General features: G+C 61.7%; 19 protein-coding genes and 3 pseudogenes. 6 read left to right on the top strand and 16 right to left on the bottom strand.

Annotated features, from left to right (window positions below):
- Window positions 1–9: 9 nt before the first annotated feature.
- A complete protein-coding gene (locus IHQ71_RS17115) occupies window positions 10–993 on the bottom strand; it encodes an ABC transporter substrate-binding protein (protein ID WP_258157656.1) in 984 nt (327 codons plus the stop codon).
- Window positions 994–1,227: 234 nt separating this feature from the next.
- Between IHQ71_RS17115 and IHQ71_RS17110 the strand changes: the two genes are divergently transcribed.
- Together IHQ71_RS17110 and IHQ71_RS17105 are read left to right on the top strand one after the other, a co-directional pair.
- A complete protein-coding gene (locus IHQ71_RS17110) occupies window positions 1,228–2,241 on the top strand; it encodes a LacI family DNA-binding transcriptional regulator (RefSeq protein WP_308737967.1) in 1,014 nt (337 codons plus the stop codon).
- A 121-nt stretch (window positions 2,242–2,362) separates the two neighbouring features.
- Window positions 2,363–2,527: a hypothetical protein gene (locus IHQ71_RS17105; protein ID WP_258157654.1), complete on the top strand. Its 165-nt coding sequence runs from the start codon at window positions 2,363–2,365 to the stop codon at window positions 2,525–2,527.
- Here IHQ71_RS17105 and IHQ71_RS17100 read toward each other — a convergent pair.
- The 10 genes and pseudogenes from IHQ71_RS17100 to IHQ71_RS17055 form a co-directional block, all read right to left on the bottom strand.
- Window positions 2,524–3,408, bottom strand: coding sequence for a DMT family transporter (locus tag IHQ71_RS17100; RefSeq protein WP_258157653.1), 885 nt, complete (start codon window positions 3,406–3,408; stop codon window positions 2,524–2,526). The genes IHQ71_RS17105 and IHQ71_RS17100 overlap by 4 nt on opposite strands.
- Window positions 3,409–3,500: 92 nt before the next feature.
- The gene (locus IHQ71_RS17095) at window positions 3,501–4,601 is read right to left on the bottom strand and encodes a chemotaxis response regulator protein-glutamate methylesterase (RefSeq protein WP_258157652.1); all 1,101 of its coding nucleotides are present in this window, start codon (window positions 4,599–4,601) and stop codon (window positions 3,501–3,503) included.
- Window positions 4,602–4,609: 8 nt separating this feature from the next.
- Window positions 4,610–5,467 carry a protein-glutamate O-methyltransferase CheR gene (locus IHQ71_RS17090; RefSeq protein WP_258157651.1) on the bottom strand — a complete coding sequence of 286 codons (858 nt, stop codon included), beginning with the start codon at window positions 5,465–5,467 and terminating at the stop codon, window positions 4,610–4,612.
- A 21-nt stretch (window positions 5,468–5,488) separates the two neighbouring features.
- A complete protein-coding gene (locus tag IHQ71_RS17085; protein ID WP_258157650.1) occupies window positions 5,489–5,965 on the bottom strand; it encodes a chemotaxis protein CheW in 477 nt (158 codons plus the stop codon).
- Window positions 5,965–7,773: a methyl-accepting chemotaxis protein gene (locus IHQ71_RS17080; RefSeq protein WP_258157649.1), complete on the bottom strand. Its 1,809-nt coding sequence runs from the start codon at window positions 7,771–7,773 to the stop codon at window positions 5,965–5,967. The genes IHQ71_RS17085 and IHQ71_RS17080 overlap by 1 nt, the downstream gene beginning before the upstream one ends.
- A 237-nt stretch (window positions 7,774–8,010) precedes the next feature.
- A pseudogene (locus IHQ71_RS17075) lies at window positions 8,011–9,701 on the bottom strand (methyl-accepting chemotaxis protein).
- 14 nt (window positions 9,702–9,715) lie between these two features.
- Window positions 9,716–10,231 (bottom strand): chemotaxis protein CheW, encoded by a 516-nt coding sequence (locus IHQ71_RS17070; RefSeq protein ID WP_258157648.1) that lies wholly within the window; start codon window positions 10,229–10,231, stop codon window positions 9,716–9,718.
- Window positions 10,228–12,225: pseudogene (locus IHQ71_RS17065) on the bottom strand (chemotaxis protein CheA). Before IHQ71_RS17065 ends, IHQ71_RS17070 begins: the two are co-directional and overlap by 4 nt.
- Window positions 12,222–12,590: a response regulator gene (locus IHQ71_RS17060; RefSeq protein ID WP_258157647.1), complete on the bottom strand. Its 369-nt coding sequence runs from the start codon at window positions 12,588–12,590 to the stop codon at window positions 12,222–12,224. Before IHQ71_RS17060 ends, IHQ71_RS17065 begins: the two are co-directional and overlap by 4 nt.
- Window positions 12,591–12,592: 2 nt before the next feature.
- On the bottom strand, window positions 12,593–12,892 hold the full coding sequence (locus tag IHQ71_RS17055; RefSeq protein WP_258157646.1) for an STAS domain-containing protein: 300 nt from the start codon (window positions 12,890–12,892) through the stop codon (window positions 12,593–12,595).
- 356 nt (window positions 12,893–13,248) lie between these two features.
- On the opposite strand from IHQ71_RS17055, the gene IHQ71_RS17050 reads away from it, so the two are divergent.
- Window positions 13,249–14,991 carry a chemotaxis protein gene (locus tag IHQ71_RS17050; RefSeq protein ID WP_258157645.1) on the top strand — a complete coding sequence of 581 codons (1,743 nt, stop codon included), beginning with the start codon at window positions 13,249–13,251 and terminating at the stop codon, window positions 14,989–14,991.
- 5 nt (window positions 14,992–14,996) lie between these two features.
- Here the strand turns inward: IHQ71_RS17050 and IHQ71_RS17045 are convergent, their stop codons facing one another.
- The 5 genes from IHQ71_RS17045 to hutI form a co-directional block, all read right to left on the bottom strand.
- Window positions 14,997–15,713 (bottom strand): ParA family protein, encoded by a 717-nt coding sequence (locus tag IHQ71_RS17045; protein WP_258157644.1) that lies wholly within the window; start codon window positions 15,711–15,713, stop codon window positions 14,997–14,999.
- Window positions 15,714–15,845: 132 nt separating this feature from the next.
- Entirely contained in the window at window positions 15,846–16,412 is a 567-nt protein-coding gene (locus IHQ71_RS17040) for a HutD family protein (protein ID WP_258157643.1), read from the bottom strand.
- Window position 16,413: 1 nt separating this feature from the next.
- On the bottom strand, window positions 16,414–18,087 hold the full coding sequence (gene hutU / locus IHQ71_RS17035; RefSeq protein ID WP_258157642.1) for a urocanate hydratase: 1,674 nt from the start codon (window positions 18,085–18,087) through the stop codon (window positions 16,414–16,416).
- A 29-nt stretch (window positions 18,088–18,116) separates the two neighbouring features.
- Window positions 18,117–19,652, bottom strand: a complete 1,536-nt coding sequence (hutH, locus tag IHQ71_RS17030; RefSeq protein ID WP_258157641.1) for a histidine ammonia-lyase — start codon at window positions 19,650–19,652, stop codon at window positions 18,117–18,119.
- Window positions 19,653–19,673: 21 nt separating this feature from the next.
- The gene (gene hutI, locus IHQ71_RS17025) at window positions 19,674–20,894 is read right to left on the bottom strand and encodes an imidazolonepropionase (RefSeq protein ID WP_258157640.1); all 1,221 of its coding nucleotides are present in this window, start codon (window positions 20,892–20,894) and stop codon (window positions 19,674–19,676) included.
- Window positions 20,895–20,966: 72 nt separating this feature from the next.
- Here hutI and IHQ71_RS17020 point away from each other — a divergent pair, with 72 nt between their 5' ends.
- The 3 genes and pseudogenes from IHQ71_RS17020 to IHQ71_RS17010 all read left to right on the top strand — a co-directional run bounded on the left by IHQ71_RS17020 (window position 20,967) and on the right by IHQ71_RS17010 (window position 23,984).
- Complete coding sequence (locus IHQ71_RS17020) at window positions 20,967–22,316, top strand: formimidoylglutamate deiminase (protein WP_258157639.1); 1,350 nt, start codon at window positions 20,967–20,969, stop codon at window positions 22,314–22,316.
- Window positions 22,317–22,372: 56 nt separating this feature from the next.
- Window positions 22,373–23,116, top strand: a complete 744-nt coding sequence (hutC, locus tag IHQ71_RS17015) for a histidine utilization repressor (RefSeq protein WP_258157638.1) — start codon at window positions 22,373–22,375, stop codon at window positions 23,114–23,116.
- Between the two features lie 102 nt (window positions 23,117–23,218).
- Window positions 23,219–23,984, top strand: a pseudogene (locus IHQ71_RS17010) (SDR family NAD(P)-dependent oxidoreductase).
- The last annotated feature ends 13 nt before the right edge of the window (window positions 23,985–23,997 follow it).

The raw sequence follows: 23,997 nt of genomic DNA, 5'->3' as shown, positions 1-23,997 counted from the left end.
CGGAGGAGATCAGTATGCGTTGGCGAGTTCCGCCGCGGCGTTGCTGGAGTCGTAGAACTTGTCGGTGTTGATGACCCAAGGCTCGATCGTGTCGCCCTTGGCATAGCGCGCGAGCGTTTCGAACGCCTTCGGCCCGAAGCGCGGGTTGCACTCGACGACAGCGTTGATCTTGCCATCGACGACCGCCTGCACGGCTTCCTTGCCACCATCGATCGAGAGCACGATCACATCCTTGCCGGGCACCTTGCCTGCGGCTTCGAGAGCGGCAATCGCGCCCATCGCCATTTCGTCATTATGAGCATAGATGATGTCGGTATCCGGATGCGCCTGGAGCAGGGACTCGGCGACCTGGCGGCCCTTGTCACGTGCGAAGTCGCCCGACTGGGATGCGAGGATCGTGAAGCCGCCGGCGGCGTTGATCGCTTCGTCGAAGCCCTTCTTGCGGTCGTTGGCGGGCGACGAACCTGTCGTGCCTTCGAGCTCGATGATCTTCGACTTGCCATTGGCATTCTTGGCCAGCCATTCGGCGACGCGCTTGCCTTCCTCGATGAAGTCGGAACCGATGAAGGTCACATAGTCTTCGCCGGCCTTGGCGAGCGACTGATCGACGTTGCGATCGAGCAGGATGACCGGAATGCCGGCCTTCTTGGCGGCCATGACGGCGGGGATCAGCGGCTTTTCTTCGCGCGGTGCGAGGAAGATGAGGTCGACGCCCTGGGCGATCATGGAATTGACGTCGGCGACCTGCTTGGCGGCCGAACCGGCGGCATCGGTGTAAACCAGCTGATGACCGAGCTTCTCGGCCTCAGCCTTCATGCTGTCGGTCTGGGCAATGCGCCAGGGATTGTTGGATTCGGTCTGTGCAAAACCGACCTTGTACTTGTCTTTCTGCGCGAGTTTCGGCAGTTCTGCGAACGCCCTCGTGCCAATCATGGCCATGGCACCGGCGGCCGTCGTGGCCATCAGAAATGTACGACGCGTGATGATAGTCATCGGAATTTTCTCCTCCCGGGTGAAATCGGTCATCCTCATAACCGAATGCGAGCTTTTGCGCTTCACATTCCAAATTCTTGCCGCTAATAATATTACCAGTCAAGCGCTAATTTTATTATCATACAAAAAACGAGGCGGCCCACGCCCGGCATGCGCAGAGGGGGAAATGCAATGACGACAAGCGATGGATCCGCCAGCCGTCTGAGGCGCGGATCGGGCGATCGCCGGCCGACGATGACCGACATCGCCCGCCTGGCCGGCGTTTCCCAATCCAGCGTGTCCCTGGTGCTCAACGAAATGTCGGGCGCGCGCATTTCTCCCGAAACACAGGCCAAGGTTTGGGAGGCTGCTCATAAAATTGGTTATAGATTACCGGGGCTTCGCCATCTGCCGGTGAAAAACCCGGACACCGAGCGCGACAAGATCGCCTTCATCGTCGATGAAATATCGACCAGCCCGCATCCCGTCGTCAGCTTCGACGGCGCGCGCGACTATGCCTTCGATCAAGGCTTCCTTGTCTATGCCCATTCGACACGGTCCAACCCCGAACTCGAGGCGGCAGTGCTCAGATCGGTGCTGCACGACCAGTCGATCATCGGGGTCATCTATGCCACGATCTTCACCCGCAAGGTGCGGCTGCCGCCGGCGCTGAAGGACGTCCCGACCGTGCTGCTCAATTGCTATGCCGACCCCCGCAAGCATATGGCGATCGTGCCGGGCGAGGTCGCGGGTGGCTTTGCGGCGACCAATTACCTCACGTCGCTTGGGCACCGGCGCATCGGCTTCATCAATGGCGAGCCGTGGATGGATGCCGCCATCGACCGCCTCAAGGGCTACAAGCAGGCCTTAGCGACCGCCGATATCGCCTTCGACGAAGCGTTGGTGCGCGATGGTGACTGGCTGCCTCTGCGCGGCTACGAGGCGGCGCGCGATCTGCTCTCACTGGAGAACCGGCCAACCGCGATCTTCTGCGGCAACGACCTGATGGCGATCGGCGTGATGGAGGCGGCATCGGAGATGGGGCTCAGCGTGCCCGGCGACCTCTCGGTCATGGGCTATGACGACCAGGAACTGGCGCGCTATACGCATCCGCCGCTCTCGACTTTGGTCCTGCCCAACTACGAAATGGGCCAGAAGGCGGCGGAGACACTGATCGACATGGTGATCCACCAGAAGACGTTCCGGCCGATGACGATCAAGATCGATGGTCCATTGGTGAGACGGGGCACCACGTCGGCGCTTGCATAGTGGTAACGGGAGGCAAGAATATTGCCCCGGCGTCAGCCTTTCGTGATAGAAGACGAGTCATGGCTGCCGGCCGGCATGATGCCGACGCGGCGAAACCATTTTGATCAGTTGTGAGAGTGCCGTGATAAGATTTGGGCCGAAGTCGGAGACACAGGAAGCAAAGCCCGCCAAGAGCAAGGCCGAGGCCCCTGCGATGGATGCTGCTCCCGCAGCGGAAAAGCCTACCGCCAAGGCCGCGCCCAAGGCGAAAAAGGCGAAGGCTTCCACCGACGGAACGCTGCTTTAGCTCTGTTGCCGTCGGTCGCGGCGTTGCCGGATCGCCTCGCGCCAAATGGTGAAGAGGCCGGCGCCGACGACGATCAGCGACCCGAGAACGATGTTCCAGTGCAGTGATTCATTGAAGATCACGACACCCAGGATCGATCCCCAGACCAGCTGGAAATAGCTGATCGGCTGCACCTGTATCGCGTCCAAGGTGTTGTAGGCGCGGATCAGGAAATAGTGGCTGGTCATTCCGGTCACGGAGACGACCCCGATCCAGAACCAGTCCTTTGCGGCGATTGGCTGCCAGTAGAGCGGACCCACGGTGGTCATCGCGAGGCAACCGACGACACCGAGATAGAAAAAGCTGGTGCCCGCCGCATCGTCGCGACTGACAAGCCGCGTGATGACCGAGTAGATCGCGCTGAGCACGGCGTTGACGATGGGCAGGAACAGCCGGTGATCGAAGCCGCTGGCGTCCGGCTTGAGGATGATCATGACCCCCACGAGACCGACTCCGATGGCAAGGATCCGCCGCCAGCCGACATGTTCGCCGAGAACGGGCACGGAGAGAAGGGCGACCAGCAGCGGCGAGGCGGCGAAGATCGCCTGCGAGCGGATCAATCCGGCTTCGGCGAACGCGGCGATCGTCACCGCGATCTGGAGTGCCAGCATCGCGCCGCGGAGGATCTGCAGGTAGGGATGCCTGGTGCGGACCGCAGCCTTCAGGCCGCCCGGCGAGCGCGATGCGATGATTACCGCAAAGGCCGCGAACGCCCAGTAGCGGATGAAGGTGATCAGGATAGGGTGATAGGTGGCGGCGAGATGCTTGGAGATCGCATCCTGCGAGGCGAACACCACGAAAGCGAGAATGGCGAAGATATAGCCGCTTTTCTGGGCGTTCATTGGCCGGGCTCGGATGCCGATTGGCGCGAATCGTATTTGGACTGTCGTCCAACCCTGCGACCCTGCGGCCCAGCGATGCAAGCCGTTAAGGGCTAGAATCTGGCCTGCGCAAGCATGATCTCGCGTGCGATCTGTTCGAGCGACACGACTTTCGACACGCCGCCATGAGCGATGGCTTCCTTCGGCATGCCGAAGACGACCGATGTCGCCTCATCCTGGGCGACGTTGAAGGCGCCCGCTTTCAACATCTCGGCCATGCCGCGCGCGCCATCGTCGCCCATGCCGGTCATGATCACGCCCATCGCGTTGGAGCCGGCCGATCGCGCCGCCGAGCGGAAGAGCACATCGACTGACGGCCGGTGGCGGGAGACGAGAGGACCCGCGCGCACCGAGACGTGGTAGCGCGCGCCTTGCCGCTCCAGCATCGTATGCTTGTCGCCGCCCGGCGCGATCAGCACGTGGCCGCGTAGGACGGGATCGCCGTCGGTAGCTTCCTTGACCTCGACCTCGCACAGCCCGTTGAGCCGCTTGGCGAAGGCGGCGGTGAACTTTTCCGGCATATGCTGGACGATGACCATGCCCGGTGCGTTGGCAGGAAGCGCTTCCAACAGTTCGCGAAGCGCTTCGGTGCCGCCGGTCGAGGCACCGACGCAGACCACCATTTCCGTCGTCTTCGCCATCGCCCGGCCGCTCGGGGGAGGGAGCACGGCGTCGGCCGTGAGCTTCTCAACCGGGTTCATCAGCCTGCTCTGGGGCGACACCGGACGGTTGCGCCCGAGATTACCCATCCGGGCGCGTGCGGCTGCTTTCACCACATGGCGGATATGGTCTCCGGCTTCCGCGAGATGATCGGCGGCGCCGATCTTGGGCTTCAGGATGACATCGACGGCACCGGCCTCGAGCGCCTGCATCAAAGTTTCCGACCCGGCCTCGGTCAGCGAGGAGCACATGACGACCGGAATCGGATGCTGGCTCATCAGCTTGCGCAGGAAAGTGATGCCGTCCATCTGCGGCATCTCGACATCGAGCGTGATGACGTCGGGCACTTCTTCCATGATCTTGCGCGCCGCCATGAAGGGATCGGTGGCAACCGCGATCACCTCGATATCGGGGTCCTGTTCGAGCACGGCCCGCAGCGTCTGGCGAACGCTTGCGGAGTCATCGATGATCATGGCCCGGATCTTCTTGGTCATTGGCGGCCTCAGACGCGTTGGAAAACGGTGTTCGCGACGGTCACGAGCGGAAGGTCGAAGCCGGCGATCGTTTCGGAATGGCCGATGAAGAGATAGCCGCCCGGCCGCAGGCAGTCGCACAGGCGCGAAAGCACGCCGGCCTGGGTCTGCTTGTCGAAATAGATCATCACATTGCGGCAGAAGATCATGTGCATGAGATCGCCCACCGGATATTTGTCGTCCATCAGGTTGAGGCGTCCGAAGCCCACCCGCGCACGGAGGCGGGGATGGATGCGGACCTCGTTGCGGTTCTTGTCCCTGGATTGCATCACATAGCGCTGGCGCAGGACCGGCGGTACGGGAGCGACCATTTCAGGCGTATAGATGCCCTTGTGTGCGGTTCGGAGCACGTCGGTGGAGAGATCGGTGGCGAGGATCTGATACCGGGTATCCGGCGCCATCTCCTGGAAATAGGCGTCGAGCACCATGGCGATCGTATAAGGTTCGGCGCCGATGGAGCAGGCGGAACTCCATGTGCGGATTTCGCGATGCCTTTGACCGAGGAGTTCCGGCAGGATCTTATCCACCATGTACTGGAAGTGGTTGGGCTCGCGGAAGAAATCCGTCTTGTTGGTGGTGACAGCATCGATCAGGTGGATGGTTTCCGCCTCGAGGCCGCCATCCTTGAAAAGATAACTGCAGTAGGCATCGAAATTCGCATGGCCGGTAACGCGGAGACGCTTGCGCAGGCGCCCCTCGAGCATCGTCACCTTGGTCGGCGGCATCTTGATGCCGCTGTAGCTGTATATGAACTTGGCCAGGCGGTCGAAATCGCGGGGACTGATGCCATCCTGGATGGACGGCAATGTACGCTGTACTGATTGCATTGTCGGATTCCGTTGCTGGGATCAGGCGGCGGAGGAGAACATGACGGTATCAGAGGCGGAAAGCAGGCTTGCGAGGTCGATGATGACAACGAAGCCGGTGTCGCGGCGCACGACGCCGTGGATATAGTCGGATCGCCAACGGGTGCCGATATCGGGAGCCTTCTCGATCTGGTCGCGCTGGAACGGCACGACCTCGAAGACCCGGTCGGCGACCATGCCCAGCGTCAGGAGCCGGTCGGACAGCGGAATATCCAGCACAAGCACTCTGGTATGCGGCGTCGGCACGGTGCGCGAGAGGCCGAGCTTGAGCCTCAGGTCGATCGTCGGTACCCCGTGCCCGCGCACGTCGCGCAGGCCGAGCAGGTAGTCGGGACCGTTGGGGATCTTGAAGGCTTCCTCATAGTCGAGGATTTCCCTCACAATCTCCACCTCGACGGCGAAGACCTCTTCGCCGAGCGCGAAAGTCACGTATTGGGACTCGCTCTCTTTCGATACCATTATGCGCTCTCCCGGAAATTGGCGTCGCCTTCATCCGGTCCGCCGTGGCTGAGATCAAGTGCGAAGCCGCTCGCGCGGGCCTGCTGGTGGGCGACGGTGTGTTCCCGGCGTCCTGCTGCTGTCGGAGCAGCGCGAGGCTGAACCTTGGCCTTGGCAGGGGCAGGGTTTCTGGCCTTCGATACGGTGTTCGCCGTATCGACCTTGAAGAAGGCGATCGAGGTCTGCAGTTCCTCGGACTGGGCCGCGAGCTCTTCGGAGGTCGATGCCATTTCTTCGGAGGCGGACGAGTTCTGCTGCGTCACCTTGTCGAGCTGCTGGATCGCCTCGTTGATCTGGGCGGCCCCGATATCCTGCTCGCGGCAGGCGGCAGTGATCTCGGACACCAGTTCGGCCGTCTTGCGGATATCCGGCACCAGCTTCGACAGCATCTCGCCGGCATCCTGTGCAGCTTGCACGGTCTCCGACGACATCGATCCAATCTCCGCGGCGGCGGACTGGCTGCGCTCGGCGAGCTTGCGCACTTCAGACGCGACGACGGCGAAACCCTTGCCGTGCTCGCCGGCGCGGGCGGCTTCCACCGCAGCGTTCAGTGCGAGCAGGTCGGTCTGGCGGGCGATTTCCTGGACGATCGAGATCTTCTGGGCGATCGTGCGCATGGCCACGACGGCGCGATTGACGGCCTCGCCGGAGACTTCCGCGTCCTTGGCGGATTGACGGGCGATCTTTTCCGTCTGGGCGGCGTTATCGGCGTTCTGCTTGATGTTGGCTGCCATCTGCTCCATGGCGGCGGAAGCCTCTTCGGCGGCGGCGGCCTGTTCGGTGGCGCCGTGGCTGACCTGCTCGGAGCTGGCTGAGAGTTCCTGGCTGCCCGAAGAGACATTGTTGGAGGCGGACAGTGCGTCGCTCACCACGCCGCGCAGGCGCTCGACCATGCTCTCGAGCGCGATGCCCAACGTATCCTTGTCGGAGAGTGGCTTCGGCGAGACGGTCAGGTCGCCATTGGCGATAAGGTCGGCGAGGCGCGCCGTGTTGCGGAGGTTGCCGGTCATCGTCTGCATGGAGGCGACGAGATCCCTGATCTCGTCGTTCGCCTTGTGGTCGATGTCCTGATTGAGGTCGCCGATGCTGACGGCGTCGGCGAGCGAGCCTGCCTTCTTGAGCGCGCGGGAAATGTAGAGCGAAATCCAGACCGCTGCCGCCAATGAGATCAACGCGAGCAGGGCGGTTACGGAGATGAGCACCATGCGGGAATGAGCATACTGCTCGTTCGTGGCAGCGTCCGTTTCCTTGACGTTACCGACGCCGATTTCCGTGATCTCTTCCAGCAAGTCCAGCGCCTTGTTCATTGCGACGCGGCCATCTCCCTGCGAGATCGCGGTGGCGCGCGCCTTGGCGTCGAGGGTGTTCTGGATGGACAAGTCCATCATCTGTTTTTGGAAGGGAAAATACTGGTCGAGTACAGGTTTCAGCGCCTCAATCTTTTCACGCACATCCGCGTCCGACGATTTCTCCAGCAGCGCAACATACTCGCCGACTTTTGCTTGGCGGTCGCTCTGCGATTTTGCGAACTTCACGATTTCAGCCTGGTCGGAAGCGAGGATCGCATTCTTCTCGGCGCGCACCGTGCCGTTGAACTGGTCGCTCATGAAGGTAACGTTGTTCATGTCGGTGACAGGATATTCAACCATCTCCGTGATCGCGTCATTGAGCGATGAGAGATTATAGATGGCGAGCGTTGACATGCCACCCGCCAGAAGAATGATGGCGGTGAAGACCATTGCCAGCTTGAGTTTGATCGTGAAACGCATGAAGATAGACCCCCGACTTGGATGTGCTGGCAAGCGCTGCCGCTTGCTTGCGACCGACGCGCTGTCGCGCGCGCGATTTGATTGGTGGCGAACCCGGCCCGGCCGTTTCGGCCAGTCAGTTCGTCCTGGAATGCTCAGTCGATAGAAGCGAGGGTCATTCACTTCCCGTTGCCCGACCGCATCGCGGCAAAGCCAATATGTGTGCGTGAGGTCGGGCTGGTGCCCGGCCTCTGATTGTCACGCGCTCTCGCGGAAGTCGCGATCGTCGGTGTCCGGACCGCCCTGGCTGAGGTCGAGGGCAAAGCCCTTGACCCGTGCCTGCTGGGCTGAAACCGTGTTCTCCGGGCGCGCCGTTGTCGTCTTGCGGAATGCGGTTGCTGCAGGGCGGTTTGCCGCCGCTGGGCGGGCAGTGGATTTGATCGCGGCACGGGAGACGTTGTCATCAACCCGGAAGAAGGCGATCGACGTCTGCAGCTCCTCTGCCTGTGCCGCGAGTTCTTCCGAGGTCGATGCCATTTCCTCGGATGCGCCGGCGTTCTGCTGGGTCACCTTGTCGAGCTGCTGGATCGCTTCGTTGATCTGGGCGGCACCGATATCCTGTTCACGGCAGGCGGCGGTGATTTCCGAGACCAATTCGGCGGTTTTGCGAATGTCCGGTACCAGGCGCGCCAGCATTTCGCCGGCGTCCTGCGCCGCCTTGACCGTGTCCGAGGACATGGCACCGATCTCACCGGCTGCCGACTGGCTGCGTTCGGCAAGCTTGCGCACTTCGGAGGCGACAACCGCGAAGCCCTTACCATGCTCGCCGGCGCGGGCGGCTTCGACGGCTGCATTCAGTGCAAGCAGGTCGGTCTGGCGGGCGATTTCCTGGACGATGGAGATTTTCTCGGCGATCGTGCGCATGGCGGTGACGGCGCGGTTGACAGCGTCCCCGCTAAGTTCGGCATCCTTGGCCGACTGGCGGGCGATTTTTTCGGTCTGGGCGGCGTTGTCGGCATTCTGCTTGATGTTGGCGGCCATCTGCTCCATCGAGGCTGACGCTTCTTCAGCCGCGGCGGCCTGTTCGGTGGCGCCGTGGCTGACCTGCTCGGAGCTGGCGGAGAGTTCCTGGCTGCCGGACGAGACATTATTCGAAGCGGACAGGGCATCGCGACGACGCCACGCAGGCGCTCGATCATGACATTGACATTGCCCAGGAGCTCGGCGATCTCGTCGCGACCGGCGACGGCCGCGAACTTGGTGAGGTCACCGTTGGCGACATCCCGCACGACCTGATTTGCCCGGGCAAGGCCACGGCTGATCGAGAGGGCGATCCATGCGGCCGTGGCTGCCGCGATCAGCAGCGCTGCCGCTGCGGCACCGATCATGGTGTTGCGGGTCGATTCATAATGCACATCGGTCGCGGCATCGGCTTCTTCCATCTGCTGCTTCGAGAGCGTGATCAGTTCATCTGTCACTTCGCCGAGTTCGTTAGCAGCGGCGCGGGCTTCGGTCACCGATATGCGCTCTGCACCTTCAGCGTTGCCTGCGGCGGCGAGCTCACGCATGCGATCGTCGGCGGCATTGAATTTCTGCGAGAACTCGCCGATTTTCATCCAGCGCGGCTTTCCCTGTTCGGTGGCAAGCTTCAGGGCGTTTTCCAGATTTGTCTGGAGCGTCGCGCGGGCCTCGTCGCCCTTTTCGCGTGCGGTTGCGGCTTCCGCCGGCGTGTTGGCCGCGAGCAAATTCTTCTGCTGGCGGATAGCCTGGAGCTGGGCAATGCTGATCTTCTGGGCGAGCTCGAGCCGCTGGGCAGGACCATCGATGAGATTGCTCATCATGTTGTTCATGTCGCCGAGGCTGTTGACGCCATAGTAAGCGGTGCCGACAAGCAGCACGATGAGAAAGGCGAAGGCAAGCGTAAGCTTGAGCTTGATCGTGAATCGCATGTCGGTCCCCTAAATCAGTATCCGTTGGAGGCGCTTGCGCTGCCTTCGTGCTTCGATGAAAAGATTGCCAGCAGGTTGGGAACGATGATGAAATCGCTTCCCCGCTTGACGAGGCAGTTGATGAAATCCGGCCGCCATTTCATGCCGATGCTTGGCGGCGGCTCGCTGGCGGTGCGCGTGAGCGTGGTGACTTCATTCACCTTGTCGGTGCGCACGCCGATCAGCACGGTTTCATTGCCGAGTTCGAGCGCGATGACGATGATGCGGCTATCGATCGTGGTGGTGGTCGCTTCCATGCCGAAGGCGAGCTTGATATCGGCGAGCGGAATGACCCGGCCGCGGAAATTCAGCACGCTGCCGACGAAGGGGCGGGCGCCCGGCACCGGCGTTTCGGGGAGCAGGTCGAGGATTTCCTGCACCATGACGGCTTCGATGGCGAAAGTCTCGCCAGCGATATCGAAGGTCAGGACTTCGAGTTCGCCGTCCTCGTTCCAGAACTCGTCGGGCAGTTTGCGGAGTGCTTGTGTCATCCGGCCGCGCGCAGATGCGCCTCCTGTTGTTGTCCGGCCACCACGAGATGGGCGACATCGAGAATGAGGGCCACGCTGCCGTCGCCGAGAATGGTCGCGCCCGAAAAGGTCGCGACGTCGTGATGCAACTTCGACATGGATTTGATCACGGTCTGGTGGTCGCCGATGATCTGATCGACCACGAGGCCGACGCGTTCCGAACCGGTCGAGATCACCACCACCTTCTGGAACGGATCGGGCCTTGTGCCGGTGTTGAAGAGGTCCCTCAGGCGGATGAAGGGCACCAGGCTATCACGCAGCGAGATGAAGCTGCGGCCGCGCGAGCGCATGTCGTCTTCGATGGAGAGTTCCAGGCATTCCTCGACCGCAGTCAGAGGAATAACGTAGCGGCCGGAGCCGACACGCACGAGAAGGCCGTCGATGATGGCGAGCGTCAGCGGTATCATCAGCGAGATTTCGGAACCTTCGCCGGGGTTGCTGGTGATGTTGATTGAGCCGCGCAGCGCTTCGATCGTGCGCTTGACGACATCCATGCCGACGCCACGGCCTGAGAGGTTGGTGACCTGGGCCGCGGTGGAGAAGCCGGGCTGAAAGATCAGTTGCAGCACCTCCTGGTCCGAGAGCTAGGCATTCGGCGTGATGATGCCGGAGGATTCCGCCTTGGCCCGCACGCGGTCGCGGTCGATGCCGCGGCCATCGTCCTTGATGGTGATGATGACTTCGCCACTGGCTTGACGAGCCGAAAGCGTCACGCGCCCACTGTCGGTCTTGCCGCTAGCGCGGCGATCGCCTGGGGTTTCCAGTCCGTGGTCGCAGGAATTGCGCACGAGGTGGACGAGCGGATCGGCGAGCCGTTCGATGACGGTCTTGTCGACCTCGGTGGATTCGCCCTCGGTGACCAGTTCGATCACCTTGCCCGTCTCATGGGCGAGATCGTGGACGAGGCGGCGGAACCGGCTGAACAAGGTCGCCACCGGCACCATGCGGAGTACCATCATCGTGTCGCGCAATTCGCGGGAGAGGCGTTCGATATCCTCGGAGACGGCGCGCAGGCCCAGATCGACGCTGCGGCTCGACAACTGATTGAGCCGCGACTGGGCGATGACGAGCTCGCCGACGCGGTCCATCAGTTCGTCCAGCCGTTCGGCCGGAACACGGACGTTTTCGGCCGCCTTGTTCGGCTTGGCTTCGGCAATGGCGGGCACCGGGGAGGGCGCGGCAACCGGCACGCGCGCCGGCGCGGCGACAGGATTGGCGGCCGGCTCGGCCGGTATGGTTCCAGCGGGCACCTCGGGCTGGACATCGGCCGCGCCGACGACCTGGATATCGAGCTGCATATCGTCCATCACGAAGATGAACACGTCCTCGATCGCCGATTTCGGCTGTGCAGTGGTGAGTTCGACATCCCAAGCGATATGAAGGTCGGTTGCGACGAGCGCATCGACGGAGGGAATTTTCGAACGGTCGGCGGCGATCACGCATTCACCGAGGTCGCGCAACTCGTCAAGCAGCGGCAGCGGGTTGGTGCCGTTCGACATCGCATTGACGGGCAGCGAGAAGCGAATCTTGTAGTGCGTGAGGGTAGGGGCGGCTTGAGCCGGCTTGAAATCCGGATTGCCTGCGGTTTCGACCGCGTGGCGGAGGCCGGCGAGTAGCGCTTCGCCCGTCGCTTCATGGTCGCCGGATGGCGATTGCACGAGCGTGCGCATATGATCCTTGGCTTCGAGAACCGCATCGATCAGTTCGCGGGTTGCCGGCACATCGCCCTTGCGCACCCTGTCGAAGGCTGTTTCGCAATGATGGGTGAAGGCTGCGAGTGCCTCGAAGCCGAACATCGCACCCGAGCCTTTGAGCGTGTGAAGGCTGCGGAAAACAGCATCGACCTGTTCCTTGTCGCCGAGATCATGGGTCAGGTCGAGCAGTCCCGCCTCGATCTGCTCCAGAAGTTCGGCCGCTTCGGTCCTGAATACGGCAACCGGATCGGGAAAACTCATTTGCCGAGCACCTTGCGTACGATCTTGACAAGATTTTCAGGATCGAACGGCTTGGTCAGCCAGCCGGTGGCGCCGGCGGCCTTGGCCTGTTCCTTGATGCTGCCATCGGATTCGGTGGTCAGGAAGATGATGGGAATGCCCATCTGGCTGGGGATCTTGCGCAGTTCACGGATCATCGTCAGGCCGTCCATGACGGGCATGTTAAGATCGGTGACGATCAGGTCATAGCTGCCGGACGTCGCCTTCTGGATACCCTCGGCGCCATTGATGGCTTCGGTGACGCTATAGCCGGCGTTCGACAAAGCCACATTCGTGGTTAGTCGGATGCTCGCGGAATCGTCGACGGTGAGAATGCGCGCGCTCATGATCAATCCTCTTTGTGGAGCCAGAAGAGGCGGTCTTCCGGAGTCATTCGTTCGGTAAAGCCGGCGCGGGTCAGGGTTGATGCGACTGCCGCATTGGCTGGAGTGGAAAGCTTCATTTGCTTGCCGGTGCTCGCGGCATAGATCCTGACGGACTCAATGAGCTGCAACGCCGACAAATCGATGTCACTACATTTGCCGAGATCAAGTTCAATAAGGTCGACACTGGAAATCTTGGCGATTATTTCTTCTTTTAGATCGCCAATAGTTCTTATGTTGACCGTCTCAGGAAATGAAAAGGTCATTAATATACTGCCCCAATAGTTGTTAGATGCTCCTGGCTATTCTGGCTAGGATTCACATTTAATGGCTAACAATGTGTGAACGCAGCAGGGCGAGAAATGTAGTGGAAGTTGTATGAGAAACCATCGATGATAATTCATAGCCATTCTTTTTGGAATTTTGGAGATCGTTGATTTCGCTGCAAATTCAGCGATATTCGCCAATATCCGTGGTTTCTGGATTATATCTCCCTTAAGCCTCTTTCACGATATGCCGGCCAGTAGATCGATGTCCCGTTACAACTCAGGTTTACCGGACATTCGTATCTTGCTGCTATTCAAATACTCCAGTGCCTTCATGTATTTGCGTAGGACAACCCATGTTGATGAATGCCCAGCGGAACGAGATCGATTGCATGGCCGTCAGGGCTGGCCTGGAGGCGAAACTGACCTCAGCGCACGGGCAGCTCGAGAAGAAATTTCTCGATGGTGGCGCCGTCCTGATCTCGATCATGGAGATCCTCAACCGCCTGATCGGATCGCTTGACCGGCTGACCGGCTCGCTCGACGAGAACACGACCAGCGAGACGATGGGCGGCATCGAGGCGACAGCGAAGGAACTTGGAACGCTGCCCGCTTTTGAAGACAGCCGCCAGAAGGGTTTCGTTGAACTCGCTTCCGTCTGTCGTGCCATGCAGGGCAGCATCAGCGAGATGCGCGAGATCATGCGCTATCTCCGCACCTTTGCGATCAGCGTGAAGATTACCGCCGCGGGGCTCGATGATTTCGTAGGGTTTGCCGATGAAATCCGCGAGCGCATCCAATCCGGCGAGAGCGAGGTCAATCGGTTTGCCAAGCAGGTGCACGACATGCACGGGCAGCTCGAGAAGGCCCAGGAATTCTCAAGAAGGATCCTGAAGGAATATTCGGACGTCGTTCCCCGTACGGTCGCCGACCTGAGCGGAAACGCAGCCAGGATTTCCGAGCATCACGGCAGGCTCGCTGAGATGGCAAATCAGGTGAAGCAGCTCGCCCGCAGTGTGCAGGGCAAGATCACCTCCGTCCTCTCCGCGCTGCAGATCGGCGACATCACCCGCCAGCGCATCGAGCATATCCAGTCGATGTTCCAGCTGTTCGACGAATTCGTTGTGGGCGAGGGCGCTTCGCTGACGGAGTCCGACAAGGCGAGGATCGGCGAGGTGATCAGGCAGCTCGCCGCAGCGCAGATGGAGGAAACGGCCGCGGATTTCCAGCGCGAATGCCGCAATATTCATACCAACATGGCGCGCTTCGTCGATGACACAAGGGAGATCCTGCGCCTTCGCGACGGCATGACCGATAGCCAGGATGGCGGCGGCGAGAATGTGCTCAAGGCGCTCGAAACCGGCGTTGCCGCTGCCGTTGAGCTGGTCGCCGGCGTTCAGGACACAAGTAGTCAGGCCGATGCGGTCGCACAATCGACGTCGGAGACCGCGCAAAGCCTGCTGCGCGGCATCGAGGTCATCCGCACGATCAAGACCGACATTCACTACATGGCACTCAATTCCAACCTGCGCTGCTCGAAACTGGGTGACGAGGGCCGATCGGTCAACGTGGTGAGCGCGGAATTGCGCATCTATGCGGGCAAGCTCGAAGTGCCCGCCGATGCGGTGATGAACGAATTGCAGCGGCTGGAAGCCGCCGCCGGTGCTTTCTCATCCGATCGTGGTTCGGGTTCTGGCGACATTACCGGCCCGCTGAGCGAGGCGCTGTCCGCCATTCGCGGCGTGAGCGGCCGCATGGATGCCGGCATCGAGGAACTGGCCCGGGAAGGCCAGGAAGTGTTCACCAAGGTCAGCGCGGCGATCTCGACGCTCGATTTCGAGAGCGAACTCGGCGACGTGATCGAGGATTGCGTTTCCCATTCCGCCAGCATGGCGAGCCCGCATATGATCGACATATCCGACCTTGCAGATAACGTGGCCGATCTCGGCGCTCGCATCTTCAAGGTCTACACGATGGCGCAGGAGCGCGAGATTCATCACGGCTTTCTGCCGGTAGCTGCCGGTGGCACTGTTGCAGCTGCGCCTGTCTTGACGGGTGCGACTTCCGACGAGGATCTTTTCGAGGACGCTTTGTTCTAATCAGATCAGGCTGCGGAGCGGACAGCGCTGCCCGCAGTTTGGCCGGCATTGGCTGCCTTGCGCATGGGCACCAGTCGCAGCACTTCCTGGGCGAACATCTCGGCGTTTTCCTTGGCCTTGTCGAGATTGCTGACGCGTTCCGGATCCATGCCATGGAGCGAACCGCCGTAATCGAAGATATCGCGATAGGCCGAACGTTCGATGATCGGGGTGTCGAGCACGCGGACGCGCCGCTCGGCAAGCAGCGCCTTGACGGCAGACAGCGCGCGGGTGGTCACCATCGAATTGACGCGCGACAGGACCACCGAATGGTCGATGCGTATGCCGCCCTTGTCTTCGAGATAGCGCAGCAATTCGAGCACTTGGGCGCCGCCCTTGGCATCCATCGCGCAGCCCTGGATCGGAACGAGGATATGATCGGAGAGACCGATCGCGACGGCCATCAGAGGTGAGGACGCGCCGGGAAGATCGACAATGAAATAGTCCGTATCCGGCTTGTTGTCGCGCAGATGTGTCTGGATGTTGGAGGCGTTGATATAGGGAATGACCTTGAGATTATCGGGCGCATCCGACGTCTCGTACCAGCGCGTGATCCAGCGCTGCGGGTCGCTGTCGAGGATGGTGACCCTGTAGCCAAGCCGCGCAAGTTCGGTCGAAAGCAGCAGCACCGCCGTCGTCTTCCCCGCACCGCCCTTGGTATTGGCAAATGTGATAACCGGCATGGTCGCCTCACTGGGGTCGCGGCAAAACGGTTCGCGACGCATTTGGGTTCATGCGGCCCATAGTTGCCAGACATGGTTAATGAAGGGTAAATCGCCGATACTGGAATATTGTGTGGACGCCGAGATACGCCGTCAGGCAGCGCGGAATTCCACCAGATAGAACTGGGAATCCGGGCCGGGCGTTAACAAGGCATTTTCGGTCTCGTCCAGCAGGGCGGCGTCACGCTTACCAAGACGCTCCGTCTTCGCTTCAACCGTGATATCAAGGGTGCCCCGGCTGCAAAGGAGCAGGCGCGTCGAGCCCGCTGGGGATACCTTTTCGTTCGCCAGCCTTTCGACACGGTGATCGATCTTTCCCCGCCGGCTCATCACATTGAAGTCGAGGACGGCGCCGCCGATCAGCGCGGCCGACGTGGCAGCATCCGCCGGGAAGGCGTGCGGCGCAGTCTCAAGCGTCAATGGCTTCGGCTCCGCCCCCTCGACAGAGAGCACGATGCCAGCGCTTTCGAGGATCGCCAGCGTCCGGTCAATGCCTGGAAAGGTCGAGAAGGGCCCGTCGCCCGCGACCTTGGCCATCGAGACACGCCAGTCGAAATCCGCAAGTCCGGCGCCATCGGGCGAGACCGCGATTTCCGTCGTCTCGCCGCCGCCGTTCTTCCACGGCATGACCTTGTAATCGCTGGCGCGAAGGACCCTCATCTTAATTGCCGAGAATGCCGGGCAGGCGCAGGCCCTTTTCCTTGGCGCAATCGATGGCGATGTCGTAGCCGGCATCGGCGTGGCGCATGACGCCCGTTGCCGGGTCGTTCCACAGCACGCGGCCGATGCGCTCGGCGGCATCGTCGGTGCCATCGACGCAGATGACCATGCCGGAATGCTGCGAGAAGCCCATGCCGACGCCGCCGCCGTGGTGCAGCGACACCCAGGTCGCGCCGGAGGCGGTGTTGAGCAGCGCGTTGAGCAGGGGCCAGTCGGAGACGGCGTCCGAACCATCCTTCATCGCTTCCGTCTCGCGGTTGGGCGAGGCGACGGAGCCGGAATCCAGATGGTCGCGGCCGATGACGATCGGGGCGGAGAGTTCACCGTTCCTGACCATCTCATTGAAGGCCAGACCTAGGCGATGACGATCGCCAAGACCGACCCAGCAGATGCGCGCCGGAAGGCCCTGAAACGAGATGCGCTCGCGCGCCATGTCGAGCCAATTGTGCAGGTGAGTATTGCCGGGCGTCAATTCCTTCACTTTCGCGTCGGTCTTGTAGATGTCCTCAGGATTGCCGGAAAGGGCAGCCCAGCGGAACGGGCCGACACCGCGGCAGAACAGCGGGCGGATATAGGCCGGCACGAAGCCGGGGAAATCGAAGGCGTTTTCCAGGCCCTCATCCTTGGCGACCTGGCGGATGTTGTTGCCGTAGTCGAGTGTCGGAATGCCGGCATTCCAGAAATCCAGCATCGCCTGCACATGGACTTTCATCGAGGCGCGGGCGGCCCTCTCGACAGCCTTCGGGTCGCTTTCACGCTTGGCTTTCCACTCGCCCATAGTCCAACCGGCGGGAAGGTAACCGTTGATCGGATCATGCGCCGAGGTCTGGTCGGTGACCATGTCGGGGCGGATGCCGCGCTTGACCATTTCAGGCAGGATTTCGGCGGCGTTGCCGAGCAGGCCGACCGACTTGGCTTCGCCGGCCTTGGTCCATTTGTCGATCATGGCGAGCGCCTCGTCGAGCGTCTCGGCCTTCTCATCGACATAGCGGGTGCGCAGGCGGAAATCGATCGAATCCGGATTGCACTCGATCGCCAGGCAGCAGGCGCCGGCCATGACCGCTGCAAGCGGCTGTGCGCCGCCCATGCCGCCGAGGCCGCCGGTGAGGATCCATTTGCCGGTGAGATTGCCGTTGTAATGCTGGCGGCCGGCCTCAACAAAGGTCTCGTAGGTGCCCTGCACGATGCCCTGGGTGCCGATATAGATCCATGAACCCGCCGTCATCTGGCCGTACATCGCAAGGCCCTTCTTGTCGAGTTCGTTGAAATGATCCCAGGTCGCCCAATGCGGCACGAGGTTGGAATTGGCGATCAGCACGCGTGGCGCATCCTTGTGGGTGCGGAAGATGCCGACCGGCTTGCCGGATTGCACCAGCAGCGTCTCGTTCTCCTCGAGGTCCTTCAGCGAGGCGACGATGCGGTCGAAATCCTCCCAGGTGCGGGCGGCGCGGCCGATGCCGCCATAGACGACCAGCTCATGCGGGTTCTCGGCAACCTCGGCATCGAGATTGTTCATCAGCATCCGGAGCGGCGCTTCGGTCATCCAGCTCTTGGCGTTGAGCGTGTTGCCGCGAGGGGCGCGGACATCGCGGATATTGTGGCGGGGATTGTTCATGGTCGGACTCCCGTAGGACGAAATCTGGATTAATCGGCGAGTGCGGGCAGGATGCCCGGCGAAACGGATTCATTGAGCGCGTTGGATGCGATGAGCTCGGCGGCGGCGGCCAGATCATTGGCCATGTAGCGGTCAACCTCGAGTGTCGCGACGACCTTGCGGAGTGCGGCGACGGCCTTGATCAATTCCGGGCTGGTGATGAGCGGCGCGCGGAAGTCTATACCCTGGCCGGCGGTCAGCGCTTCGATGCCGATAATGCCGAAGAGGTTGGTGGTCATCTGCAACAGGCGGCGCGCGCCGTGGCAGGCCATGGAAACATGGTCTTCCTGGTTGGCCGAGGTCGGCGTGGAATCGACGGATGCCGGATGCGACATCTGCTTGTTCTCGCTCATCAATGCGGCGGAGGTGACTTCAGCGATCATCAGGCCGGAATTCAGCCCCGGCTTCTTGGCGAGAAATGCCGGCAGGCCGTAGGAGAGGGCGGGATCGACCAGCAGCGCGATGCGGCGCTGGGCGATTGCACCGATCTCGCAGACGGCGAGCGCGATCTGGTCGGCGGCGAAGGCCACCGGCTCGGCGTGGAAATTGCCGCCTGAAACGACGGAGTTATCAGCCAGCACCAGCGGATTGTCGGTGACGGCATTGGCTTCGATTTCAAGCGTGCGGGCGGCCTGGCGCAGGATATCGAGACAGGCGCCATCGACCTGCGGTTGGCAGCGGATGCAATAGGGGTCTTGCACACGCTCGTCACCAGTGATGTGGCTTTCGCGGATCACCGAGCCTTCGAGCAGGGCGCGGAGGGCGGACGCGGAATCGATCTGGCCCTTGTGGCCGCGCAAGGTGTGAATATCCGGATGGAACGGTGCCGACGAGCCCATGGCGGCATCGGTCGAAAGCGCGCCGGTGATCAGTGCCGATTGCGAGGCGCGGTGGGCGCGGAAGAGACCAGCAAGGGCGAGGGCGGTCGAGACCTGGGTGCCGTTGATGAGGGCAAGACCTTCCTTGGCGGAGAGTTCGACCGGCGTCAGGCCGGCCTTTTTCAGCGCCTCGGCGCCCGGCAGGCGCCAGCCGTTCAGAAAGGCTTCGCCTTCACCGATCATCACGGCGGCCATATGGGCCAGCGGCGCGAGGTCGCCGGATGCGCCGACGGAACCCTTTTCCGGGATCATCGGTACGACGCCCTTTTCCAGCATGCCTTCGATCAACCGCACCAGTTCGATGCGGACGCCGGATGCGCCGCGGCCAAGCGAGATGAGCTTCAGCGCCATGATCAGGCGGACAATTTCTGGCGCCAGCGGTTCACCCAGGCCACAGCAATGCGACAGGATGAGATTGCGTTGCAGAGTGGCCGTATCCTCGGCGGCGATCTTGATCGAAGCCAGCTTGCCGAAGCCGGTGTTGACGCCATAAACCGGCTCGGTGCCGCTGGCGATCTCGGCGATGCGGGCGGCGGATTTCTTGATCGCCGCGTCGAACGAGGGGTCGAGTTTGGCGTTTTCGCCGTTCCAATAAATCGCCTGGAGTTCGGCCAGCGTGACGGAGCCGGGGTGGAGCGTGATGGTCATCTCTTTGTTTTCCTGTCGTTCTTACTGGCCGCGCCAGACCCGTTTCCACAGCGGGTTGAAACCCATGCGGTAGACGAGTTCGGCCGGGCGATCGATGTCCCAGATGGCGAGGTCGGCCCATTTGCCGGTGCTCAATGTGCCGGTCTCGGCCTGCAGGCCGAGCGCCGTGGCGGCGTTACGGGTGACACCAGCGATGCATTCCTCGACCGTCATATGGAAAAAGGTCGCGGCCATGTTCATGGTCAGCAACAGCGACGTGAGCGGCGAGGTGCCGGGGTTGTTGTCGGTGGCGATGGCCATCGATGTGCTATGCTTGCGGAAGGCATCGATCGGCGGCTTCTTCGTCTCGCGGATGAAGTAATAGGCACCCGGCAGGATGACCGCTGTTGTGCCGGATTTGGCCATGGCCGCCGCGCCGGCATCGCTGGTATATTCGAGATGATCGGCGGACAAAGCGCCATAGCTTGCCGCGAGTGCCGCGCCATCAAGGTCCGAGAGCTGGTCGGCGTGGAGCTTGACCGGCATTCCGAGCTTGGTTGCGGCATCGAAGACGCGTGCTATTTCCCCCGGCGAAAAGGCGATGCCTTCGCAGAAGCCATCGACCGCATCGGCCAGTCCGGCCGCATGGATGGCGGGCAGCATCTCGTTTATGACCTTGGCGATGTAAGCGGTCTTGTCGCCATTGGCTTCCGGTGGCAGCGCGTGCGCGCCGAGGAAGGTGGTGCGGACAGTGACTGGGCGTGCATCGGCCAAAGCGCGGGCGGCCCTCAGCGATTTCATCTCGTTTTGGAGGTCGAGGCCGTAGCCGGATTTCACCTCGACCGTGGTGACGCCCTCGGCCATCAGTGCGTCAAGCCGGGGGAGGGTTTCGCGGATCAGGTCTGCCTCGGATGCCTGTCGCAGCGATCTTACAGAAGAGACGATACCGCCGCCGGCGCGGGCGATTTCTTCATAGGTCGCGCCATTGAGCCGCAGTTCGAATTCATGGGCACGGTTGCCGGCATGGACGAGATGGGTGTGGCAATCGATGAGGCCCGGCGTGATCCAGCGACCTTCGCAATTCACGATTTCGGCATTCGCCAAGCCGGGCATGTCGCGCTCTGGACCGGCAAAGACAATCCTGCCATCCTCTGCGGCAACGGCGCCATGCTCGATCTCGCCGAGGCCCGGACGTGAGGCATCGAGCGTTGCAAGCCGCGCATTGCGCCAGACCTTTATCGTGCTCGATTGTTGCGCCGCCATCGAAATTTTCCTTCCCATTCCTGAGGAATATGTATAGACATAATAAATCAGATGCAAGCAATTTCGGGGAGCATGATGGCGATTTTTGGCGAGCAGGTGCTGACACCAGATGGTTGGGCGGAGAATGTGCGGATCGTCGTGGATGCCGGCCGCATTGTCAGCGTCAAGCCGAATTCGACACCAGAAGCGAACGATGAGCGTCACGCCATCATCGTCCCGGGGATGGCCAATGTCCATAGCCACGCCTTCCAGCGCGCCATGGCCGGGCTCACCGAAATGCCGGGGCCGGGGAGTGATAATTTCTGGAGCTGGCGTGATCTCATGTACCGCTTCGCGCTGAGCTTCAGCCCCGACCAGATCGAGGCGGTCGCCAGCCAGCTTTATGTCGAAATGCTGGAGGCCGGTTTCACCCGTGTCGGCGAGTTCCACTATCTGCACCATGACAAGGACGGCGGGCACTATGCTGATATTGCAGAGCATTCGGCTCGCATCGCGGCGGCGGCCCAGAGCACGGGCATTGGCCTGACGCTGCTGCCGGTTTTCTATGCGCATTCGCAGTTCGGCGGCCAGGCGCCCGGTGAGGGGCAGCGCCGATTCATCAATGATATCGACAGCTTCGGCCGCCTGCTTGAGGGTGCTCGGAAAGCTGTTCAGACTTTGAATCAGTCCAAGGTCGGTATCGCGCCGCACAGTCTGCGGGCCGCGACGATCGAAGAGATCCGGGGACTCCAGAAACTGGATTTCGACGGGCCGATCCACATCCATATCGCCGAACAGGTGAAGGAAGTAGAGGATTCGATTGCCTTCTCCGGCCAGCGGCCGGTGGAATACCTGCTCGCCAATTCGGATGCCGATGCGCGCTGGTGTTTCATCCACGCCACCCACATGACGGATGCGGAAACGATCGGGATGGCCAAGCGCGGAGTGGTCGCAGGTCTTTGCCCGATCACGGAAGCCAATCTCGGCGATGGTTTCTTCCAGGCGCCGCTATTCCTCGAACATGGCGGGACAATATCCGTGGGTTCGGATTCCAACGTGCTGATCGGCGTCGGCGACGAATTGCGGCAGCTCGAATATTCGCAGCGTCCTCTGCGTCGTGCCCGCAACGTGATCGCCACCCATGGCCGTTCGACCGGACGCACCCTGTTCGACGAAACCGCGACGGGCGGCGCAAAGGCGCTCGCGTATGAATCCGGCATCGCCACCGGCAAGCCGGCGGATTTCGTCAGCCTCAAGCCACTCTTCGATGCCGGTTATAAGGCCGACCAGGTGCTGGACAGCTGGATATTCGGCGAAGGCATGTCTGTCGATGGCGTCTGGGTGCATGGCCGCAAGCTGGTGAGCGAGGGCAGGCACCATGCACGTGACGGCATCGGCCACCGCTTCGGCGGCGTGATGAAGGCACTGCTTTCGCAACATTGAAGTAGGAGAAAACCGGTGTCTCTTGACTTATGTCCTGAGACACTGAACATCGGGACATGACGCCCGTATCAGCACTTGCCCGCAATGATTCCACGCCTTCGCTGCACCAGCGGATCCTCAGCGATATCGAGGGGCGGATCCTGTCGGGCGAATGGCCGCCCGGCTATCGCATCCCTTTCGAAATGGAATTGGCGACGATTTACGATTGCTCGCGGATGACGGTGAACAAAGCGCTATCGCAGCTCGCCAAGAGCGGGCTGATCGAGCGGCGCAAGAAGTCCGGCAGCTTCGTCACCCAGCCGCATGCGCAATCTGCCGTGCTCGAAATCCGCGATATCAAGGCGGAGGTCCAGTCTCTCGGCCTCGGCTATGACTACGAACTGCTTCGCCGCGACCAGCGCCGCGCCACAGGCGAGGAGCGTGAAAGGCTCGATCTCAGGGCCGGCTCGCTGGTGCTGGCGCTGCGATGCCGGCACTTCTCGGGGAAGACGCCCTTCACCTTCGAGGAGCGCCTGATCAATCTTTCGGCCGTGCCGGAGGCCGCCAAGGAGAGTTTCGACAGAAATGCGCCAGGGCCGTGGCTGCTCGACAAGGTGCCGTGGAGTGCGGCCGAGCACAGGATTCTCGCGATTGGCGCCGATGCGAAGATCGCCGAGGTGCTTCATGTCGCCGAAGGCACCGCCTGCCTGCAGATCGAGCGCCGCACCCGCATGAACGGTGCCTATGTGACGCTGGTCAAGCTCACCTATCCCGGCCAGGCTTACGAACTCGTGGCGAATTTCGCGCCTTCGCAGAGCTAATCAAAACATCGGAATTGCCGAACTGCTGCGTGGCAATTCGAACTGGACAGTCAGGGCGTTGACTGTTTGATTGTGCCTTCTTGAGATGAGCGGGCGGCGGCGATGACTTCCAAATTCGACCTGACGGGAAAAGTGGCGCTGGTGACCGGCGCGAGCCGTGGCATCGGCCAGGCCATCGCCGTGGCTCTTGCCGAAGCCGGCGCCGACGTGGCGATCGCGGCGCGAAAGACCGATGATCTCGCGGAGACGGCCCGAGGGATCGAGGCGCTGGGCCGCAATGCCTTGCCGGTTGCGCTCGATGTGACAAAGACCAAGGCGATCAACGGTATCATTTCCCAGACTGCCGCGCAGATGAACGGCATCGACATTCTCGTCAACAATGCCGGCTATGAGGAGATCCGCCCTTCGATCAAGGTCGATGAGGCGCTGTGGGACCGGATCGTCGACACCAATCTCAAGGGCGCCTTCTTCGTTGCACAGGCGGCGGCGAAGGCGATGATCGCGGGCGGCAGCGGCGGTTCGATCATCAATCTCTGCTCGCTGACCTCCTATGTCGGCATCCCGACGGCGGTGCCTTATGGCTCCTCCAAATCCGGCGTGCTGGGCATGACGCGGGCACTGGCGGCCGAGTGGGCGGGCGAGGGCATCCGCGTCAACGCAATCGCGCCCGGCTATTTCCGGACCGCTATGACTGATGTGTTCTATGAGAACGAGGACTGGCAGCAGGATGCTCGCCAAGATTCCGCAGAAACGTTTTGGTACGATGGATGATCTTGGTGGAGTGGCCGTGTTCCTCGCCAGCGATGCATCGCGCTATGTCACCGGCGTTTCGATCCCCGTCGATGGCGGCTTCCTCGCTTCCATCTGAATGAAAAGGTAGT

It is taken from the genome of Rhizobium sp. TH2, assembly GCF_024707525.1.
GTDB lineage: Bacteria > Pseudomonadota > Alphaproteobacteria > Rhizobiales > Rhizobiaceae > Rhizobium_E.
Note: the sequence above shows the minus strand (reverse complement) of the source record. Positions and strands in the feature narration are given on the sequence as shown.

Excerpts from the sequence above, each read along its gene's own strand:
- IHQ71_RS17050 (WP_258157645.1), top strand. The coding sequence starts at position 13,249 with ATGTTGATGAATGCCCAGCGGAACGAGATCGATTGCATGGCCGTCAGG.
- IHQ71_RS17080 (WP_258157649.1), bottom strand. The coding sequence starts at position 7,773 with ATGCGTTTCACGATCAAACTCAAGCTGGCAATGGTCTTCACCGCCATC.
- IHQ71_RS17055 (WP_258157646.1), bottom strand. The coding sequence starts at position 12,892 with ATGACCTTTTCATTTCCTGAGACGGTCAACATAAGAACTATTGGCGAT.
- hutI (WP_258157640.1), bottom strand. The coding sequence starts at position 20,894 with ATGGCGGCGCAACAATCGAGCACGATAAAGGTCTGGCGCAATGCGCGG.
- IHQ71_RS17020 (WP_258157639.1), top strand. The coding sequence starts at position 20,967 with ATGATGGCGATTTTTGGCGAGCAGGTGCTGACACCAGATGGTTGGGCG.
- hutH (WP_258157641.1), bottom strand. The coding sequence starts at position 19,652 with ATGACCATCACGCTCCACCCCGGCTCCGTCACGCTGGCCGAACTCCAG.
- hutC (WP_258157638.1), top strand. The coding sequence starts at position 22,373 with ATGACGCCCGTATCAGCACTTGCCCGCAATGATTCCACGCCTTCGCTG.
- IHQ71_RS17040 (WP_258157643.1), bottom strand. The coding sequence starts at position 16,412 with ATGAGGGTCCTTCGCGCCAGCGATTACAAGGTCATGCCGTGGAAGAAC.
- IHQ71_RS17060 (WP_258157647.1), bottom strand. The coding sequence starts at position 12,590 with ATGAGCGCGCGCATTCTCACCGTCGACGATTCCGCGAGCATCCGACTA.
- IHQ71_RS17115 (WP_258157656.1), bottom strand. The coding sequence starts at position 993 with ATGACTATCATCACGCGTCGTACATTTCTGATGGCCACGACGGCCGCC.
- IHQ71_RS17045 (WP_258157644.1), bottom strand. The coding sequence starts at position 15,713 with ATGCCGGTTATCACATTTGCCAATACCAAGGGCGGTGCGGGGAAGACG.
- IHQ71_RS17095 (WP_258157652.1), bottom strand. The coding sequence starts at position 4,601 with ATGACCAAGAAGATCCGGGCCATGATCATCGATGACTCCGCAAGCGTT.
- IHQ71_RS17085 (WP_258157650.1), bottom strand. The coding sequence starts at position 5,965 with ATGGTATCGAAAGAGAGCGAGTCCCAATACGTGACTTTCGCGCTCGGC.
- IHQ71_RS17100 (WP_258157653.1), bottom strand. The coding sequence starts at position 3,408 with ATGAACGCCCAGAAAAGCGGCTATATCTTCGCCATTCTCGCTTTCGTG.
- IHQ71_RS17090 (WP_258157651.1), bottom strand. The coding sequence starts at position 5,467 with ATGCAATCAGTACAGCGTACATTGCCGTCCATCCAGGATGGCATCAGT.
- hutU (WP_258157642.1), bottom strand. The coding sequence starts at position 18,087 with ATGAACAATCCCCGCCACAATATCCGCGATGTCCGCGCCCCTCGCGGC.
- IHQ71_RS17110 (WP_308737967.1), top strand. The coding sequence starts at position 1,228 with ATGACCGACATCGCCCGCCTGGCCGGCGTTTCCCAATCCAGCGTGTCC.
- IHQ71_RS17070 (WP_258157648.1), bottom strand. The coding sequence starts at position 10,231 with ATGACACAAGCACTCCGCAAACTGCCCGACGAGTTCTGGAACGAGGAC.